Origin of the sequence: Ensifer sp. 4252 (genome assembly GCF_050434565.1) — a bacterium.
Taxonomy (GTDB): Bacteria; Pseudomonadota; Alphaproteobacteria; order Rhizobiales; family Rhizobiaceae; genus Ensifer.
Genome location: NZ_JBNDIU010000009.1, coordinates 151,755 through 169,991, shown reverse-complemented (window position 1 = coordinate 169,991; position 18,237 = coordinate 151,755). Strand labels below are relative to the sequence as shown.

Annotated in this window: 16 protein-coding genes and 1 riboswitch; of the genes, 1 reads left to right on the top strand and 15 read right to left on the bottom strand. The window is 56.6% G+C overall.

Annotated elements, in window-relative coordinates:
* Positions 1-75: 75 nt before the first annotated feature.
* From ABIE33_RS18620 to ABIE33_RS18565, 12 genes are all read right to left on the bottom strand, one after another.
* The gene (locus tag ABIE33_RS18620; RefSeq protein WP_429127810.1) at positions 76-198 is read right to left on the bottom strand and encodes a hypothetical protein; all 123 of its coding nucleotides are present in this window, start codon (positions 196-198) and stop codon (positions 76-78) included.
* Positions 199-321: 123 nt separating this feature from the next.
* Positions 322-612, bottom strand: coding sequence for a hypothetical protein (locus tag ABIE33_RS18615; protein ID WP_429127808.1), 291 nt, complete (start codon positions 610-612; stop codon positions 322-324).
* Positions 613-1,232: 620 nt separating this feature from the next.
* Positions 1,233-1,820, bottom strand: a complete 588-nt coding sequence (locus ABIE33_RS18610) for an N-acetyltransferase family protein (RefSeq protein ID WP_429127805.1) — start codon at positions 1,818-1,820, stop codon at positions 1,233-1,235.
* Between the two features lie 76 nt (positions 1,821-1,896).
* Entirely contained in the window at positions 1,897-3,132 is a 1,236-nt protein-coding gene (locus tag ABIE33_RS18605; protein WP_429127971.1) for a hypothetical protein, read from the bottom strand.
* A 175-nt stretch (positions 3,133-3,307) separates the two neighbouring features.
* Entirely contained in the window at positions 3,308-4,375 is a 1,068-nt protein-coding gene (locus ABIE33_RS18600; protein WP_429127803.1) for a class I SAM-dependent methyltransferase, read from the bottom strand.
* Positions 4,376-4,545: 170 nt separating this feature from the next.
* The gene (locus tag ABIE33_RS18595; RefSeq protein WP_429127801.1) at positions 4,546-5,304 is read right to left on the bottom strand and encodes a helix-turn-helix transcriptional regulator; all 759 of its coding nucleotides are present in this window, start codon (positions 5,302-5,304) and stop codon (positions 4,546-4,548) included.
* A 792-nt stretch (positions 5,305-6,096) separates the two neighbouring features.
* Positions 6,097-7,401 (bottom strand): serine hydrolase domain-containing protein, encoded by a 1,305-nt coding sequence (locus ABIE33_RS18590; protein ID WP_429127799.1) that lies wholly within the window; start codon positions 7,399-7,401, stop codon positions 6,097-6,099.
* 87 nt (positions 7,402-7,488) lie between these two features.
* Positions 7,489-8,463 (bottom strand): ABC transporter ATP-binding protein, encoded by a 975-nt coding sequence (locus tag ABIE33_RS18585; RefSeq protein WP_429127796.1) that lies wholly within the window; start codon positions 8,461-8,463, stop codon positions 7,489-7,491.
* Positions 8,460-9,530, bottom strand: a complete 1,071-nt coding sequence (locus ABIE33_RS18580) for an ABC transporter ATP-binding protein (protein ID WP_429127793.1) — start codon at positions 9,528-9,530, stop codon at positions 8,460-8,462. The genes ABIE33_RS18585 and ABIE33_RS18580 overlap by 4 nt, the downstream gene beginning before the upstream one ends.
* A gap of 8 nt (positions 9,531-9,538) precedes the next feature.
* Entirely contained in the window at positions 9,539-10,411 is an 873-nt protein-coding gene (locus tag ABIE33_RS18575; RefSeq protein ID WP_429127791.1) for an ABC transporter permease, read from the bottom strand.
* Positions 10,408-11,340 (bottom strand): ABC transporter permease, encoded by a 933-nt coding sequence (locus tag ABIE33_RS18570; protein ID WP_429127788.1) that lies wholly within the window; start codon positions 11,338-11,340, stop codon positions 10,408-10,410. The genes ABIE33_RS18575 and ABIE33_RS18570 overlap by 4 nt, the downstream gene beginning before the upstream one ends.
* 5 nt (positions 11,341-11,345) lie before the next feature.
* The gene (locus ABIE33_RS18565; protein ID WP_429127785.1) at positions 11,346-12,920 is read right to left on the bottom strand and encodes an ABC transporter substrate-binding protein; all 1,575 of its coding nucleotides are present in this window, start codon (positions 12,918-12,920) and stop codon (positions 11,346-11,348) included.
* 166 nt (positions 12,921-13,086) lie between these two features.
* Here ABIE33_RS18565 and ABIE33_RS18560 point away from each other — a divergent pair, with 166 nt between their 5' ends.
* Complete coding sequence (locus ABIE33_RS18560; protein WP_429127782.1) at positions 13,087-13,716, top strand: TetR/AcrR family transcriptional regulator; 630 nt, start codon at positions 13,087-13,089, stop codon at positions 13,714-13,716.
* A 304-nt stretch (positions 13,717-14,020) separates the two neighbouring features.
* Here ABIE33_RS18560 and ABIE33_RS18555 read toward each other — a convergent pair whose 3' ends face one another.
* From ABIE33_RS18555 to ABIE33_RS18545, 3 genes are all read right to left on the bottom strand, one after another.
* A complete protein-coding gene (locus tag ABIE33_RS18555; RefSeq protein ID WP_429127780.1) occupies positions 14,021-15,148 on the bottom strand; it encodes a mandelate racemase/muconate lactonizing enzyme family protein in 1,128 nt (375 codons plus the stop codon).
* Between the two features lie 477 nt (positions 15,149-15,625).
* Entirely contained in the window at positions 15,626-16,582 is a 957-nt protein-coding gene (locus ABIE33_RS18550; RefSeq protein WP_429127777.1) for a D-cysteine desulfhydrase family protein, read from the bottom strand.
* 178 nt (positions 16,583-16,760) lie between these two features.
* Positions 16,761-18,002 carry a D-amino acid dehydrogenase gene (locus tag ABIE33_RS18545; RefSeq protein WP_429127774.1) on the bottom strand — a complete coding sequence of 414 codons (1,242 nt, stop codon included), beginning with the start codon at positions 18,000-18,002 and terminating at the stop codon, positions 16,761-16,763.
* Positions 18,003-18,130: 128 nt separating this feature from the next.
* A riboswitch (glycine riboswitch) is annotated at positions 18,131-18,214 on the bottom strand.
* Positions 18,215-18,237 lie beyond the last annotated feature (23 nt).

Below are 18,237 nucleotides of genomic sequence, written 5' to 3'. Positions count from 1 at the left end.
TATGTCCGGGTCTGTGAAGTCGAACGCTCAGACGCCGGGTCTCTTCCTGCTTGTTCGGGAAGAGGCCTTTTTCTTTCAAATACCCTTGTTGCTGACCTGTACTGCAACAGTGAACAAAACGGCTGCGAGGGTGACTGCGGCACCGTAGCGCGCAATCTTCATGCGGCGCCCCCGCACACCAGTCCAGTCATATCTCATCGAATACCTCCCCGCGATGAGCCTTGAACACAACTTGACCTACCCAACCGAGGCCGCAGACCAACCAGATTTCCGCTTTTAGTCTTGTGAAGCCCCGACATCTTGGAGCGGAAACCTGGAGCCTCATTGCCTATTGGCAAGTATGATGTGGAGCGCCCTGATAATATCAGCCGCATCGATCAGCGTGTCCCGGATGTCCTCATTCGACAGATCCCTCACGCGTGCGGACGCTACCCCCAAGTCTATCACCACGTCGTGCGCGCGCCTGGTTCCTACATCGCCAACCTGCTCGCGCATATCGCGGATCGTATCGACCGATCTGTCGAGGAGCCGACTAATTTCGTAAGGCGTCAGCTTCTCGATCTCATTGGCGGCTCTAATGAGCTCGACGATGAATGCGGTCGTTTGGGTCATTGTGGATCCGAGAAAACAATAAACGTATCGGCACGCGGCGTCTGTTTCGCACGTTGGGCCCTTCCTTAAAAGCATCATCAACAGAGCCGAGCAGCCAGGATTTTCCGACCCTCTTGCGCCATTGCTCGGCGTATAGAAAGAAACCCCGCCAATGAGGCGGGGCGAGCGACGCCTCCAGACGGCTCACTGGACGCGGGAAAGCTGCCTGACGAAGTTACTAAGGCGACACGGCATGAGGGAAGGTCTGTTTTGGCGATTCCGGTACAGTTTTGCATAAAATCTCGCCGGACCCGTGGATGGCGCCAAGCGTCGGACCATGATCAACCCGCCGTGGTCAAGGCCGAGAAAGCTGTCCCGGCGACCCGTTGCTCTTATCTCGTTTCCAGGTCGCCTGGTTCGGTCCTCTACGGTTGTTCCAGTAGACACCCATTGCGCCGCGCGAAGGCTTTATTGATTTCAAAAGAGGGCTCGCTGAAACGGATGCCCACTCGCTGCTCGAAAGAGCTTTCTCATTGCGCCACCTAAGTTTGGTGACATTAGAAAAAGCCCTGCCACTAAGGCGGGGCGAGCGCCGCATCCAGACGGCTCACTGGACGCGGGAAAGCTGCCTAAGGACGTTACTAAGGGGATAGGTCCGGAAGGAAGGTCTGTTTTCCCGATCCCGGTACGGCTTTGCATAAGATTTCGCCAGGCCCGTAGGGCGGCGCCAAGCGTCGGACCATGATCAATTCGTCCTGCTTCCCGTCATGGCCGATAAAGCCGTTCGGGACGCGACCGACCGTCAAGAAGCCTTGGTTTTCGTAGAAGCGTATTGCCGCTGCATTCTCCGCGTGCACGGCGAGCTCTAGCTGAAGAATGCCGTGCGCCAGCGCATGCTCGGTCACATCACGCAAGAGATTTGCGGCAATGCCAGTCCCACGGCTACATTTCTGGACATAGACGCTAACAAGCTTTGCGCGATGGGCCATTTTCCTGGGCGTCTCGAACTTGAGCCCCATCATACCGACGGGGCGGCCATCAACGAACGCCACAAAAACCGGTTGGCTCAAATGCTGGCGCCATTGGCGGTCGGAGAGATTGACCCAGTCCGCGAACACGCTCGCATAAGAAAAAGGTTCGTGTGACAGCGCCTCCAGGCGCAAGCGTCGAAACACATCGACGTCCCTGCCGGACAAGCGTCTGATGACCACTCTATCTTCTGTCGGCACGATCGACCTCCGAAAGACCGGTCGTAGTAGACGTAACCCATCCCCCGTACCGCTCTCATCCAGACAAACATTGCAATCACGATCCAGCCCACCGCCATTCGCTCGAGTGGGAGGGCGCGAGCCCATCGGCCAAATACTGCGATAGATGCGCCCAGTCCGGATCCCTGGTAAAGCTTGCGAGATCGCCGGCCGCCTGCACCAAAGGCGTCTCCGCATATTGCCTAAGGAGCCTGGTGGCATCGGTCAGTGCCGAAGTCTCAGCCGAAGGGTTGGTGCCCAAAGGCTTTAAGACGCGGTGCCCCCAAAGTCCGGGCCGATCGTCGCTTCGGAGGTCAGCCAGCAGGCCCAATTCACCCGATTGCGCAAAACCGATCGCAGCAAGGTGGCGCATCAGCGGGTAGTAAACGACTTGCCGGCATCCTCCAAGCACCCGCACACCGGGCAAGACGGAAGTCACCAGAAAGACGGTGTAAAGACTTGGAACCAACTCGCGCCGCCTCAGAGCCTCTGCGATCTCTTGCGGTATGTACCTGACCTCAAAGTTCGACGCGCTCTTCGCTTTGAGCACGCCGCTACAAAGGCGAAGCGGAACAATCCGGCCTTTGTCCAATCTCCAGAAGAAGTCAGTCGTTCGACGAACCCACCCCTTCCAGCACCCAGCATTCAGTCGATCCGTCGCCCCCAGAACACTCTCGGGAACCGCGCCATTCCCCACGAAATGGGCCGCCATCCATGACGACGTATCATCCAGGTGATCGGCAATCAGATCAGCGATGTCGAAATCATCGAGCTGCAGCAACTTGATGGGCGAGGGAAGGTCGCGACGCCACAGTATCTGATTGGCGTGCCTGATCGCATCTGCAGCCGATCGAAATTCGCCAGAGGGAAGCACGGCAAGCAACTGGCTTGCGGAACGGTTCGGCGCCGACACGCCCAGAGCATTCGAGAAAGCGAAGCGATAGGGGCCATTTGAACCGCACATGCTGAATGAATCCATCCGCCTTCGAGGCAGCCCGAATACGTTCAGGGCTTCTCCGTCCAATCGGACCCAGCCGGGGCCCTTCTTTGCCTTTTCCGAGAAGCTGACGGTCGATGAGTGGTAGGAGAGGTACCACTCGTGCTGATGAGCATTCAGACCCAAGACGCTGAACAAGTGCGTGTAGAAGGCGTCCGGCTCGATCAGTAACAGGCAATGCGGGCCGGTCTGAAGCACAGGCGCCGTCATCATTTGGCCTATTGCCCTTCGGCCTTCCTGAACGCTGTAACCGGACCTCCGGGCTGCCCGCTCCAGGCATCGGCAGAGCAGCTCCATCGCATGATGTCGGACGGAGCTCTTCGTCTGAAATGCACCCGCATCGTAGGCGGCTGCCGCGTAGTCCTTCAGCGGCCGTTCCCAATAGGGGACGAGATGCGGCATCAGCCCGGATAGCGCCTGGCGCACGTCCGTTGCCTTGCAAAACTGTCCGTCGGCCGGGGGAGCGCCCATCTCAGGATCCCAGGCCTTTTGGCACCGGCGGGATCATGGTGTTGGCGCTTCGCCACTTTAGATCGGGAGACAATGGTTCAAGGTCGGTGTCGATGATGGCCGCCGGCAAACTTTCGTAGCAGTAGCCGGGCGGGATCGCCGGTTTCGGCATGGACGAAACCAGCTCCAGGATGGCGGCTCGGGAGTTGGATGAGACGATGGTGTAGAAGTTTCCGCTGTTCCAGGTCATTACCGAGTAGCGAAAAAACATCCCGAGAGCGGCGACCGTCGTCGTCCGGTCGACTTGAAGTCCCGTCATCGTATTCAGGACTTCGTCCTTCTTCCTGGAAATGTCGGCCGTCGAGAAGAAGCGGGATTTGAAGAGTTCGTCCTTTTGGCGCTCTCTTTCTTCATAAGCTACGAGATCATCCTGCGCGAGCTTTTGGACCTGCACGAGGATGCCGCCTGGACGAATGCGGGGGACAACGAACTGCAGCTGTTTTGTCCGGTCACGATCGTACATCTGAAACGTCGTGTCCTCGAAGAGGAGGTCAAATCCCCCCCGGAAAGGAAACAGGTTCGGATCCGTCGCGTATCTCTCATCGGTGAGCTCGAAAAAGGGCCCATGGAAAAAATGCGCATGCTGACTTCCACGCTTTGCGTCAAACGAGATCCGATTGGCGGCCGTTGGACTGCAGCAAAGCGCATCAATGCGCCCATTCCCGAGTGTGGCAAGCGTGCGGGCAAGGCAGCCTGTTCCAGTGCCGAGTGTGTACAACGATGCCGGTGCGCCGTTTCGTGCCCAGGTCCGCAGGGCAAAGGCGAGTATCGCCGCTCCCAGACGGCATTCCTCTTCCAGCCTGTAAGGGATGCTCGCGAAGTAGTGGCTGTCGAAGTGTCCCCAAAGATGCCTATGGGTATCCGAAAACACGGTAGCATCGAGGTCGAAGTCGAGCAGACTGAGGTCGAGTTTTGGTTCAGAAAGGTCCGGGGCTCCGATCTCACCGCTTGCGGTTCTCTCAAAGAAACCGGCAAACGAGGTAAGCCGCGGCGCGTTGCGCCAGTGTTCTATCGTTGGCTGATCCACCATGGCCACCTCCATGACCGCGGACTGCGCGAGCTCTTGTCATTGCGCAGGTGCCGCTCGTGAGTTTCAGATGGCCATTTGTGAACCGGGGGGAGGGGACAGCCAATCTACCGATATCGGTAGGCGAAGGATTGCGGGAATGGGGCCAAGGCTGCGCTTGCGCCGGAACACGCTCAGACGTCGATCAGTTCCAAGAGGCTTGCCTTGGCCACGGCGTTGTGGCTGGTAACAGCGCCAAGCTTAAGCCTTGCCGATCGAAGGTACAGTTTGACGGCGTGTTCTGAAATTTGGAGATCCGCCGCTATCTGCTTGGAAATCCGACCCGTCGCAAGCAGTTGAAGACATTGGGTCTCGCGCCCCGAGAGTTTGCGATAGCGGTCAATCCTCCGATAACCCGTGACATGAAACACAGTCTCGTGAAGGTAGTGGGAAAGGACCTGCAACTCGTAAATGCTGGCATCGCGCAGCCGTGCCCATTCCCGTCTCGGTAGCGTCGAGGCCACGGAAAAGAGGCAGCGTTCGCCATTCGATCCTCGGATCGGGATCGTCAAGCCTTGAGAGCCCACTCCATGGGAACGTGCTTCATTAAACAATCGGTGGGCCTCACCTGACTTTCGGTCGAGAGATGACCAGTCGACCGGGAGAAAACCCCATCGGATGACATCAATGACCGGGTCTATGTCGAGATAACCGCTATCGAGGTATGTCGCGGTCCACGCATCAGGATATGTCGTGCAGTAATAGGGGAACGAACTCGAAGCGCCTCCGCTACGAACGACAAGGAAAGTCATATGTGACATGTCGTATCGAGAACAAAGTTCGTTCAATGCGGGGCGAACGTCTTCGCGATGCTTCGCGGAGCGCAACGCGCTTAACGACAGGGACAGTCTGCGATGATTGACTTTAGGCGGGCAGCTTCGGTCGTTTGGCATCTTGTACTGCGCTTTGGATCGGACGCTCAATCCTAGCGACAACATTTTCGCAGCGTAGTTGTAGGATTCACCAAAGAGGGGGCAAGCGATCGCAAGCGCAATGGCGACACACAGCCATCAGGGGCAACGACGCGCCGGGCTCAGCCCCATGAGTGCCAAACGCACCACAGCGCATGGCTGGTGCACGTCTCGATGCAGTCCACGTCTCTCGCGCCTGGCACCCGAGCTTAGTCTTACTCGCTTGATGTTGCCCCGAGTGTTTGCTTCGCCCGCTCTATGCAATGCTCGATCTCGACTATGCTTTTTCCCAGGAGAAGCGCGATTTCCCTGACGTCCTTGCCGCGTGAGAGCCACCAAAGACTTGCCCGCTCAAGTGGAGAAAGTACCCTGTTTTCCATAGCCACGTTCAATCTTTAATATCAGCCGCAAGCGCTTGCGAGCCGCTGGGCCCTTCGCAACCGTCTCATCCGCCGAATTCAACTTGGATACACGTTCGTGGAAGGGCAGTGGCGTGTTGCAATACACGCTTGCCCGGGGGAGACGTTCAATCAGGAAACGGTTCCCGGCCTCCAAAGGGCATGACCATTCCCCGCACAAACGTCGTCGCAAACCGTAACGCCCGTGTTGGGCTAATCCACCGCTATCCGATGGATTGCTCCATTCTTTCAGCCGCGGGCACTTCAACGACGCGAACGCACGCGCAAAAACGAGCACACGATTAAGCGTGCGAAGGGTTCAATCCCATAGGCCAAAAGGCGCCGTGGTTTGCCGCAGCATCGGAAACACCAAGCACTAGAACGCAATGGCTAGTTTGCCCGGATTGTCGACCCATTCCGCCGCACCAAGTTTCAGCCCGACAGCGGCTCCGCCTTCCAACTCCAAGGCGACGGCTTCGCCTTCATTGTGAAACCCATTGGCGAGTGCAATCGTACCGTGATTGTGATCTACGATTGCCAGTTCCGCAGCGTAGGAGAAGGGCCTGACCGTCGATGGGTCGGCAACAAGAACTCTGTCTCCTACAGCAACCAGGTCAATGGCCGACCAGATTGTCCACCATCTCCCTTCCCAGTGTTTCAGTCTTTCTGTTGGCGTTCCTGCTTCCTCAAAGCGATGCATTATGGAGACGATGCCCTCCGCCCAGTCGTCAGCAGGCCCATCGATCGCATTGGTGACGACCGAAATGCTGACGTCCCATTCGGGAACCAGCACCGTTCTGCTGATAAAACCGGGGAATGCGCCGCGATGGCCAACGATCGTGTGGCCGTCAACCTCCGCAATCGTGAGACCGTACCCGTAATATAGAGCTGCATTCGTGTGCTCAATTGATCGCTGCGGACGCAACATTTCACGGCGGCTTCCGACCGACAGCACGCTGTTCTTGGCCGAGGGCGACAGGCTTGCGAAAAAAATTGCAAGATCTCGGGCGGTACTGACGAACCCTGTCGCAGCAGACAGCGCATGTGTCGTGTGAGAGCCGTCGATGGCGCCACGTCCTTTGGCCAGCCGCCCGCTGTGTCCAGCGGCCAATGGGTGGCAACTGGTGGCGTCAATCAGATCCGGCGTAGTGTTCTCCAGACCCAGTGAACTTACAACTTCCCGGGCAGTCCAGGCGTTGTAGGTCTCTCCTGTGATCGCCTCTATCGCCATCCCAAGGAGCCCGAAACCCAGATTGGAGTACTTGAACTGAGTATTGAGTTCGATCGCAGGCGGCTGCGTGAGCTCAGCTGCCAGATCGACGGAGCTGAAAAACGGCGCGGCCACCTGCCAATGCGGCGCACGGCGACCATCCCGCATCAGCCCCGCGCCATGGGAGAGCAATTCCGCGATCGTGGCGTCGGCGACTTGCGGGTGCAGTCCCATGACATACGACCCTATCCGATCATCCAAATGAAGCCGGCCCGCTTCCCACAACTTCATTATTCCGACAGCCGTAAACGTCTTTGAGTGCGAGGCTACCCGAAACCGATGTTGAGGGGTGAGGGGTTCTTCTGTGCGTAAATTGGCAACTCCAAATGCGCAATCAAACACCACGCTTCCAGCGTGACAGACCGAAATCACACAGCCGGGCAGCGCCGTCTGCTGCATCTGGTAGCTCATCCACTTTTCAACGTATTGAAGAGCGGCCCCTAACCACTTTGTCATCTGAACATTCCTATTTCCGATTATCGGTATTGCAATGCGCGTTCATGCGCTGGCGGCAAAGCAGGCGACCGTGTGACCATGCGGAAACCTCACGTCCGCCGGTTCTTCCTCGGCGCATCGTGCTGTCGCGATCGGGCATCGGGTCCGGAAACGGCAACCAGATGGGAGCCGGGTTGGGTCGGGGGGGTCTCCGAGCTTTGGCAAGGGATCGTCACGCTGAGCCAAATCGATCGATGGAACAGCGGCCAGAAGTGCCTTTGTATACGGATGTTGAGGATTCTCAAATATAACGCGCGTAGGACCAGCCTCCACAACGCGGCCGTAGTACATAACAGCGACACGATCAGCGATGTACTCAACGACCGCCAGGTTATGAGATACAAAGATCATCGCGAGTTCAAACTCGTCTCTCAAGTCCTTCAGCAAATTGAGGATTTGTGCTTGAACCGATACATCCAGAGCCGAAACTGGTTCATCGCATACCAGAAGGCTTGGTCTCAAAATCAAGGCTCGCGCGATCGCAATCCGCTGCAACTGGCCGCCCGATAGCTCGTGTGGGTATCTCGAGCGATGTTCCGGCCGCAATCCCACCTTCAGAAAGATGTTCGCGACTGCTTCGTCGCGCATGCGCGGGTCAAGGTAATTCTGGATATCAAGTGCCATCCTCACCGACGAGCCTACGGTTCGACGAGGATCGAAGCACGTCCGAGGGTTCTGGAATACGAATTGCGCTGACCGACGTACGCGCTTCAGGTCGGGCCTCGACAAGCTGAAAAGGTCTTGACCTTGAAACAGCACACGGCCCCCATTTGCTTCCTGGAGAGCAAGCAGCGTACGCCCAAGCGTACTTTTCCCGCACCCAGACTCCCCAACCAACCCGAGCGTCTCGCCCCGGTTAAGGGCGAAGCTCACCCCATCGACGGCATTCACATAGCCCGTCCGTTTCCCGAACGGTCCTTCATACACCGGGTAGCGAACACGCAGATCGTCCACCTCAAGCAGCGCTTCCGGATTCATGCGGCCCCCCTTTCAATCCCTGTCGGCGTTGTGCCTCCCTCCGGGCGGCCCTCGTCCAATGGTCGCCAGCAGCGCGCATACTGATTGTCGCCAAGCGCATGCATGGGAGGCATCAATTCAGTGCACTCGGGTACCAGAAGTCGTACACGCCGTTCGCAACGCGGGGCAAATACACATCCCGGTGGGCTCTCGGCCAGGTTCGGAATGGTGCCAGGGATATCGCGCAATCGACTGCTTTTGCTCATGCCGAGATGAGGCGCGGCATTCAGCAGACCACGCGTATACGGATGTTGAGGATGGCGGAGTATTGCCTCGACCGGGCCATGTTCGACAATCTGGCCCGCATACATCACCGCGACCCTGTCCGCCAGGCGCGCGACAACTCCCAGATCATGGGTGACAAGCAACAATGATGTGCCATCGCGACGACAGCGATCACGAAGGAGATCGAGGATCTGAGCTTGAATTGTCACGTCTAGGGCTGTCGTTGGCTCGTCGGCAATCAACAGCTTGGGCTTTAGCGCCAACGCAATTGCAATCATCACTCGCTGCGCTTGTCCGCCTGACAGCTGGTGCGGATAGGCGAATGCCTTTTCCTCAGGTCCTGGAATGCCAACAGACTTCAACAGGGCCACTGCTTCGGTCCATGCTTCGCCTCGACGCATTCTCTTCTGCTGCATCAAAGGCTCCGCCACTTGCCAGCCGATCCGTTTCACCGGATTGAGACAACTCTGCGGTTGCTGAAATATGATGCTTATCGCCCTGCCGCGAATGTTCGCGAGGTTGCGTTCGGGCATCTGCAGCAGATCATTTCCTTCGAGTAGAATTTCACCCGCGACAATGCTGCCCGGCGACTGAACCAAGCGCAAAAGCGAAAGGGCCAGCACGGATTTTCCAGATCCGGATTCCCCAACTAAGCCAACGATCTCCCCTTCGCCGATAGTAAGATCTACACCGCGTACAGCATTTATCGTCTTGGCACCCGCCCGAAACTGCGTGTGCAATCCTCGAATTTCGAGCACCGGGCGTCCTGGCATCGAGCGGTTTACCTTCTGCGAAATTTGCATTTTTAACCTCAACCGCGTGGATCCAGTACGTCTCGCAAACCGTTCCCGAGCATGTTCATGCTGAAGATCGAGATGAACAACGCGATCCCCGGCGCGGCAACGGCCCACCAGGCGGAGAACAAATAGTTTCGAGAATTTACAAGCATAACCCCCCACTCAGGAGCAGGCGGCTGAGTACCAAGCCCCACAAATGAAAGCCCAGATGCAAGTAGCGCGGCCAGCGGCGTCGCGAACGAGAGATAAACTATCAACGGTGAAGATATATTGGGCAGAATGGTCCCAAACAGGATTTGGGTTTCGCTTGCCCCAAGCGCTCGCGCGCTCATGACATAGTCCTCTCCCTTCACCGTCATCGTGATGCTACGCACCAGTCTCGTGTATCCCGGGATTCCGGCTATGCCGACCGCGACCATCCCAGTCCAAAGGCTAGGGCCAAGGATGGCCACCACGACAAGCACAAGAAGTATGTATGGGAATGCGAGGAGGACATCGATGAACCGCATGATAATTCCGCTCCAGAGCGCGGAACCGAAACCGGCGATCAACCCAAGCAACGTCCCCACCGAGGCCGAAACCGCGGCGCTGACCGAACAAATCAAGAGAAAGTAACGTGTTCCGTAAATCACCCGGCTGAGCAGGTCTCTTCCCACTTCGTCCGTGCCAAGCCAATGTTGGAAACTTGGAGGTTTCAGGCGCTGTATCGGATTGATCTTGAATGGATCGAAAGGCGCGACTAATGGAGCGAAAATTGCGATGAGAACAATCGTCAATAATATTGTCCCGCCGATCAATATCGAAGGGCTCGATAATGCCTTCGACGCGCAATCCCTCCAGCGAACACGCACCAGTGCCTTGTCTTGGCTTAAGGTTGCCGCCGTCATGATTGTAACTCCACACGTGGGTCGAGCCAGGCGTAAAGGATGTCAGCGACAAGGTTGACCAGAAGATAGGTGGCTGCGCTGATCAGAATTATTGCTTGGGTGAGCGCGAAGTCCCGCCATTGTATGGCTTTGACGGCAAGCTCTCCGATCCCATGCCAGGAGAAGATCGATTCGATGATGAAGGCGCCACCCAGAAGGTTTCCGACTTGGAGTGCTAACATCGTCACTACGGCGATCAGGGCGTTTGGAAGCGCATGACGAAACACGAGTGCGCTTTCGCTGTTACCGCGCGCCCGAGCAGCCACAATGAAGTCTCGGCGCATGACATCCACCATGTTGCTCCGCACGATTTGTGAAATCGGAGCGGCCTCCACCAGCCCCAAGGCCAGTGCCGGCAATATGATGGCTGTGGGCCCTTGGGGTACAACTGGCAGAATTTTCAGCCAGACGGAGAAGAACAAGATCAGAAGAAGACCGAAGAAGAACGCAGGCATCGAGATACCGAACAGCCCGACGGTCGTCGCGGTCACATCCAACCATGAATTTCGCTTGAGCGCCGCCAGGATACCTGTCGTGAGCCCAACCGTGATCGCGATAAACAGGGCGGCGGCGGTCAAAAGGACTGTATTAAGGTATCTGTATCCGATCTCATCGATAACCGGCTTACGCAGGCGTATCGATTCACCTAGGTCACCTTGCACGAGGTCACCAATGTAGATGCCGAATTGTTGATACCAGGGCAGATCAAGATGGTACTTCGCACGAAGGGCGGCGATTGCCTGATCCGCGGCTTGCCCTGTCACCTGTCCCTGATAGATCGCGGTCACCGCATCCGTGGGGATCATCACCTTCATCAGGAAGGTGATAATGAGGATACCTGCTACCACCGGAACAAGCAGTGACAGCCGTTTCACTATGTAGCCCAGCACGTCAGTCAGCCTTCGAGCTTGAAATCGGAAGAGTAGACGAACCCAAGATAATCAAAGTGGTAACCTGAAAGATTACTCTGGACAAAAGTGATCGGCCAATCGGTTACCAGGGGGAGAATTACACGATCTTCGAGGATCGCCTTCTGGGCCTCACTTACGAGTGAAAAGCGTTTTGTTGGGTCGGACTCTGTGTCGGCCGCATCCAACAACCGATCGATCGCGGGGTTATCGGGCAAGAGTTGCCGGTGCCCGGGCGACCGAAATAGTTGCGACAAGACACTCGGGTCTGACCAGGTCCAACGGTTGAGAGCCATGTCCCAATCAGGTGTCAGAAGACCCGGGTAGAACGTGCCCCAGTCGCTCGTACTAACCTCGACAGCAATGCCGATGTCCGCCAAATTCGCCTGGATGACAGCAAGAGCTCTTTCCGTGACGCTGTCGGCGTAGCTGCGCACCGTGAACCTTGCTGGCTGCCCGTCCTTTTCTCGTTGCCCATTGTTGTCGTGCCAACCAATTGCATCCAGCAGCGACTTGGCCTTTTCCGGATCGTATGGCGTCCCATACTTGTTGGCCACCGCGTCGTCATACCCGGGAATCCCGCGCGACAGCGGGCTCAACGCGATTGCCCCATGACCACCAAAGGCTCCCGCCAGCACGGCTTCGCGATCGATCGCGTAGCTGATGGCCTCACGAAACGCTCGATCATTGAAGGGCGGTTTCTTATAATCGAACTCCAGGAACATGAGGTTCTTGGCGTGCTCGTTGGAGATCGTGACAAACTGCGGATTGTCCTGCAGAGGTGCTGCGGAATCAGCGGTGATGCCCGCCGCATCAAGTTCACCTGTCAGGAGAGCGGACGTAACAACCCCTTCCTCCGCAATGACGTTCAGCACGATTTTTTCGGCATAGGGAAGTGCTTTGTTTGTCGCGTCCGGCCGTTTCGGCTGGTACTTGTCAAACCGCTTCAATTCGATGCGCGTGCCAGGCATCCACTGATCAAAGAGAAATGGTCCCGTGCCGATGGGATGGCGACCATAGGCATCTCCTGAAGCCTTTACGGCCGTTGGCGAATTAAAGCCAAAATAGGGCTGCGCCAACAAATTGATGAACGGCGCATAAGGGCGTGAGAAACGGAAAACGACTGCGCCGGGTCCCGCCACCTCTACCTTCTCGAGCGGACCGACGATCGCCTTGGATGGAGAGACTTTGGCTGGATCAAGAACAGCGTCGAAGTGGAACTTCACTGCGTCCGCGTCGAACGGAGTGCCATCGTGAAAGACGATCCCATCCTTCAGCTTGAACGTCAGAACCTTGCCTTCTTCTGAATATTCCCAGCTATCGGCGAGCCAAGGCTGAGCCTTACCCTGCGGATCCAAATAGACCAGAGATTCAAGGATATAGCTTCCCAGCACGTCGCTTACATCAAGCGACATGGTCTGAACGTTGTAAAGGGTTTCGGGGTCAACGCTTAGTCTGAAGCGGCAAAGCTGTTGCGGTCCGGCAAAGGCCTGCCTTCCCCCCAGCGCAAGTACACTCACAGTGATCGCTGACGCAATCGTAAACTGACGGCGGTTGAGCATTGTCTGGTTCCCTCGGTTTTGTGGGGGCCTATTTACGCGCCTCTCTCCAGCGCCTGACCCCTTAATCCGAATGATTGCTCGGATTTGTGGCTTGCGCAATAGGGAATTTTTGAGATAGCTGATTATAGACCTGACCAACGGCACAAGAGGCATTGGAGACGACCTGATGGACGCAGCGAACCCCGCATCTAAGCGGACCCCCGTTCAGGAGCGGTCCCGCAAAATCAAATCGAAAATAAAAGCCAGCGCGCACCGCGTGATGCGTGAAAAGGGGATACGCGCAATAACGACGAATGCGGTCGCTGAAGCCGCTGGTGTCAAAGTCGGATCGATCTACGACTACTTTCCCAACAAAGAGGCCATTATTGCTGAGTTGTACGAGGAAAAGCTCGCCGCAGTTCGCAAATTTCTGGAGGACGGCTCAGAACAGATAACTTCCGACGAATGGCGCGAGGGGCTAGCCAGCCTTATACGCGATACGTGGAAGTACCAACTCGGGATCGGCCTCGACCTGACGATCGTTAACGCTGCCTACTATTACGAGAGTCTTTTCCCGATTGCGCAGGATCACGCAAGGCTGTTTGCCTCAAACTATGTGAGACTTCTGAAACGCTTAGGCTCACCATGGCAGGACGCGGAGCTCTTCGATCTGGGTATAACACTCTACACGCTGGTCAATGCAACGTGGAGTTACTGGCGACTTACGGAAAGCGCGAAAAATGTTGCGGTTGAGCGCCAAATCGCGCTGACAATCACGCTCATCGAACCCGCGCTACGGGCACCGGAAACGACATGATCTCTGCCGTCGGGAGTGATCGACACAAACTATCCGCCCAGGGCCGTCTGAGCTGATGATAGGTAATCACGGCGTTCTGAATGGTCTGTGCTCCGCGCGATGTGTTCCGAGCGATGCCGGGCAGACCTTCTGCGCAAAATGGGGCGCGCGCTAGGCGTGCGCCGCACCCCGCTGGCTTTGTCGCGCCTGCATGCCCTCCCACGGCGATATCTCCCGAAGTCTGAAGGCGCCCTCAAGTTGCCAAGCCGCCCCCCCAGGAATGCCGTTTGCCAGCAAAGGGAACCGCTGGCAAAAGGTTCGGCCATCAGATGAGACTGATGTAAGCTTTCGAAGCCCTTTCCACTGCGGCCGTGTTCAACTCAAATCCAAGCCCCGGACCGTTCGCTACGGATATCTTTCCCTCTACCGGTTCAAGGTTCGGTTCACGTACCAGATCCTCCTCCAGCAGCTGCGAGGTAATCTGGTTCGCATCGTCCAGGTTGGGAATACACGCGGCCGCCTGGATGAAGGCACAGCTGGTTATTCCACTTTCAAATACGGCGTGGTTACATATGTTTACTGTCGCTGCTTCCGCGATACTCGCTGATTTGATGAAGCCGTCGATACCGCCGGATTCATGAATGCCGAGAACAATGAGATCCGCCGCCTCGTTCCGCACAGTGCGGTAGATGTCACCAAGCGTAAAAACGGCCTGATCAGCGGCAATCGGGATAGGGGAGCCGCTACGCAATTGCCTTAGTCCCTCCGGTCCGGAAGCTGAGGAAATGGGTTGCTCCATCATTTCGATATCATAGGGCGCCAACAGCTTGATCATCCGGCTCGCCGTGAGCATGTCCCACTTCTCGTTCGCATCGAGACGGAGGCGGCGATTTCCAATCGCGTGACGCACCGCCTTGACGTTGCTGATATCGGCATTTTCCCCGCGACCCACTTTCAGATAGAGCGTTGAGTAACCTTTGTTGCAAAGGCTTTCAGCACAACGAGCAAGGTCATCGGTGGTGCTTCCCTGTATAAAGCCGAAGTAGGAAATTGACTCACGTAGTGCACCGCCAAGAAGTTTATGCGCAGCCACGCCATGCTGTTTGCCAAGCGCGTCCCAAAGAGCCATCTCGATGCCGGCAAAACACTGGGCAAAAAATCTCGGTGCGCTTCCGGCCCCTTGGGATATGAAACCCAATTGGTGACAAAGCGCGGATAAGCGCTTGATATCATATGCAGATGATCCGACCAAAAAAGTTCGCCAATAGTCGACAACCGCGATCTTCGTCGCATTGTTTGGAGTTCCGAGGATCTCCCCAAACCCCGTAACACCGGTGTCGGTCTCAATCTCGACAAGAACGATTTCCGCGCCTTCCTTGATGCCATGCGACCAGTGGTATGGCTCAGCCAGCCTGCAGTAGAGCGGGGTCGTGCGGATGCTTTTGATCTTCATGAAACGAACCTCATTGGTACAAACGAAAATGATACCGCGCCGCGTTGTTCACAAAGACCCGAATCCACTAACGGGCTAGCGAAAAGACCAAACGTGATACGGACATTGACCACAGGCGGAACTGGCGGACGCCGAGGCGCTCGCGCATCTCTCCCACGCCCGCTTACTGCGTCTCTCGTAAGTGAGCAATTCACCGCCACTCCACCGGCGGTCCACGGATGAATTTACATTTGTAATCCGGGAAAAGTCTCTTCTATCTTAGCGACACTTACCGCGAAGTTCGGTTAATTTTTCCCGATATCCTTTGAATATCGGCACTATCGACCGGTAAAGGCGGTTTCGTTGAGGCGGGCGGTTCTCCTCGAATATCAGCGAAAAGACGTGGGAACGAGTCGGCGCACTCGCATTGGGGTTGGCGGTGATCGTTTGAAGCAACGAAAGATGCACCGTCTCCTGATGCCTTCGACGAAACCACAATCAATGGGACGACGAAAAACGAAGGGCATCGGGGCTCCCGAAAAAGCCAGGCAATCCGCCGGTATGTAGGAAAACCGTGCGCTCTCCGGGCCGAACGACACCGTCGCGCACAGCTGCCATGAGGCCCGCGAAGGCGCGGCCCGTGTATGTTGGATCGAGAACGATTCCCGCCTGGCGTGCCACCATTTTCAACGCATGCTCCACTGGCTCTGTCAGGTGTTGGTAGCCTTGCCCAACCTGATCCAACACAATTCTCAATGGTGCGCTGAACTCCTCCTGCCTCATGTCCGAGAGCAGCCTCCTCACCCGGGTCTCCGGATCAGAAACGGCGCCCGTGTCTACTCCATGAACGCGATCCGAACCGAGGGCGTGAACAAGACCTGCCATTGTGCCACCCGATCCAAGCGCGACAAAAACGTGCTTCAGATCCGGCGCTTGTTGCATGAGTTCCTCCCCGCAATCCGCATAGCCCAAGGCAGCCACTGCGTTTGTCCCGCCGAACGGCACATACCCGACAGGCGAAGCACGCTTTTCAAGGCTGCGGATTTCCTCGCTCGCACGCTCTTCCAGTGCGGGAACATCGACGTCCCCGGCCCAGACGATTTCCGCTCCCAGCAGGCCGTCGAGCGCGAGGTTTCCGGTACTTTGAGGCGGTGGGTCTCCGGCTAGCACCAAACACACTTTCAAACCGAGCCTCGCCCCTGCCGCGGCGGTTAATCGCGCGTGATTGCTCTGGGCAGCTCCGACCGTTACGACAGTCTTGGCCCCGCGCGCGACTAAATCAGCGAGTGTATACTCTAGTTTGCGGATTTTGTTGCCGCCGCCAGCAAGGCCCGTCAAATCGTCTCTTTTGAACCACAGGTCGTCTTCGTCCAGGCCCAAGGCCAAAGAAAGCCTAGGTAACGGCTCGAGCGGAGTGGGCCAATCTTCGAGTTTGATCTTTGCAGGCTTCGACATTTTTCCTCACTTAGACAGTTTGCACGATTGAAACAAAAGCTCCAGATGGCTCCGCCCACCCCGGTCGCCCCTTGCTCGCGACACGACCCTTCAACTAAAAGGGCGTTGAATCTGCGCCTATGGAGGGAAGCCTCTCTGGCTCCCCTCCACGATGTGTGGCAGAGTTTTCGTTTGCCGCCTAAGCGGCAAACGACGTTTTTATCTGCTCCCCAATGATTTCGGCCGTAGCGCACGATAGGGTCCAACCCAAATGTCCGTGCCCGGTGTTGTAAAACACATAGGAACGCCGGCCTTGGCCGACATGAGGGAGCATGTTGGGCATCATCGGCCGCAAGCCGCTCCAGGGAACGACCCGACTCGTATCTATTGCGGGAAAGTGCCGGCGCGTCCAACGAACGAGGGGCTCTATCCGATCGGCGCGGATGTCGAGATTCAGGCCATTGATTTCCGCTGTTCCCGCGACACGGAAGCGATCTGGACCAAGTCGGCTGGTTACAATCTTCGCATTGTCATCAAGAAGGCTGACCCAGGGCGCATTTTCTCGGCTTTTCGGGCCATCCAGGTGCACCGTGATCGAGTAACCCTTTACCGGATAAACGCTCACCCTATCGCCCAGCATTGACGCGAATTGCCGGCTGGCGACACCGGCGCAAATGACAACCCCGTCAACAGCTATCTCCTGCAGACCTGCTCCTCCTTGGCTTCCAACTGAGGACGACCACCGAACGGTGGTACCGCTTCCATGCGGCCGAAAACCCACGACATTCGCATCAAACTGGAAAGTCGCACCCTTCCCCAGGCAAACCTTCGCGAGCCCGCGGCTGAACTTATGTATGTCTCCAGAAAAGTCTGACGGAGTGAAGAAGCCACCATAAAAGTCGCCCGTAAGTGCGGGTTCAATGTCGCTAATTTCGGAAGGCGTCACCGACCTACGATCGAGCCCGGCCGCGGTGAGGAGACCGTTGACCTCCTGTGCGTGGCGAAAGCTTTTTTCGTCACGATAGAAGTGGAGAATACCGCGCTTCTCCAGATCGAATTCAATGCCCTCTTTCTCCGCGATATCGCGCATATGGCGCCGGGCCTCGATCGCCAATTTTGCAGTATCTATAGTATTCGCTTTATAGTTTGGTACAGCCGCTATGAACTTAGCGATCCAGCTGTACTTTGCCCAGGATGGTTTGGGGTTGAGCAGAAGCGGAGCATCCTTTGATAGCATCCATTTCATACCCTTGAACAAGGTGGACCAGTGATTCCAAACCTCTGCGTTGCTGGCCGAAAGCTGGCCGCCGTTAGCAAATGAGGTTTCCATCGCAGGGTAGCTTTGACGGTCGAATACTGTGACCTTGTACCCCCTTTTCAACAGGGAATACGCCGTTGTTATGCCAGTAATACCGGCGCCAATTATGGCTACGTGAGGCATGCTATGTCTCCTTGGACAGTTTCGTGAGGCCATCCGGCCTGTTACGTCCCCATCTGTCCTCGGTACCTGAGAGCTTCCCGTATTAACGGTATCCCCTTCGGTGGGCATTGCTGCCACTCTCCAGATTTTCCAGCCACACGGTCCTTTTGCCTGAGAGTTTCTTGGGGAATTGCTCCGTCGGCGCCGTCCCCGGTCTCTCCCGAGTGGCTTATAGGAAATTCATTGTTCTCCTCTG

Excerpts from the sequence above, each read along its gene's own strand:
- ABIE33_RS18620 (WP_429127810.1), bottom strand. The coding sequence starts at position 198 with ATGAGATATGACTGGACTGGTGTGCGGGGGCGCCGCATGAAGATTGCG.
- ABIE33_RS18615 (WP_429127808.1), bottom strand. The coding sequence starts at position 612 with ATGACCCAAACGACCGCATTCATCGTCGAGCTCATTAGAGCCGCCAAT.
- ABIE33_RS18605 (WP_429127971.1), bottom strand. The coding sequence starts at position 3,132 with ATGGAGCTGCTCTGCCGATGCCTGGAGCGGGCAGCCCGGAGGTCCGGT.
- ABIE33_RS18600 (WP_429127803.1), bottom strand. The coding sequence starts at position 4,375 with ATGGTGGATCAGCCAACGATAGAACACTGGCGCAACGCGCCGCGGCTT.
- ABIE33_RS18595 (WP_429127801.1), bottom strand. The coding sequence starts at position 5,304 with ATGCCAAACGACCGAAGCTGCCCGCCTAAAGTCAATCATCGCAGACTG.
- ABIE33_RS18590 (WP_429127799.1), bottom strand. The coding sequence starts at position 7,401 with ATGAGCTACCAGATGCAGCAGACGGCGCTGCCCGGCTGTGTGATTTCG.
- ABIE33_RS18585 (WP_429127796.1), bottom strand. The coding sequence starts at position 8,463 with ATGAATCCGGAAGCGCTGCTTGAGGTGGACGATCTGCGTGTTCGCTAC.
- ABIE33_RS18580 (WP_429127793.1), bottom strand. The coding sequence starts at position 9,530 with ATGCAAATTTCGCAGAAGGTAAACCGCTCGATGCCAGGACGCCCGGTG.
- ABIE33_RS18575 (WP_429127791.1), bottom strand. The coding sequence starts at position 10,411 with ATGACGGCGGCAACCTTAAGCCAAGACAAGGCACTGGTGCGTGTTCGC.
- ABIE33_RS18565 (WP_429127785.1), bottom strand. The coding sequence starts at position 12,920 with ATGCTCAACCGCCGTCAGTTTACGATTGCGTCAGCGATCACTGTGAGT.
- ABIE33_RS18560 (WP_429127782.1), top strand. The coding sequence starts at position 13,087 with ATGGACGCAGCGAACCCCGCATCTAAGCGGACCCCCGTTCAGGAGCGG.
- ABIE33_RS18555 (WP_429127780.1), bottom strand. The coding sequence starts at position 15,148 with ATGAAGATCAAAAGCATCCGCACGACCCCGCTCTACTGCAGGCTGGCT.
- ABIE33_RS18550 (WP_429127777.1), bottom strand. The coding sequence starts at position 16,582 with ATGTCGAAGCCTGCAAAGATCAAACTCGAAGATTGGCCCACTCCGCTC.
- ABIE33_RS18545 (WP_429127774.1), bottom strand. The coding sequence starts at position 18,002 with ATGCCTCACGTAGCCATAATTGGCGCCGGTATTACTGGCATAACAACG.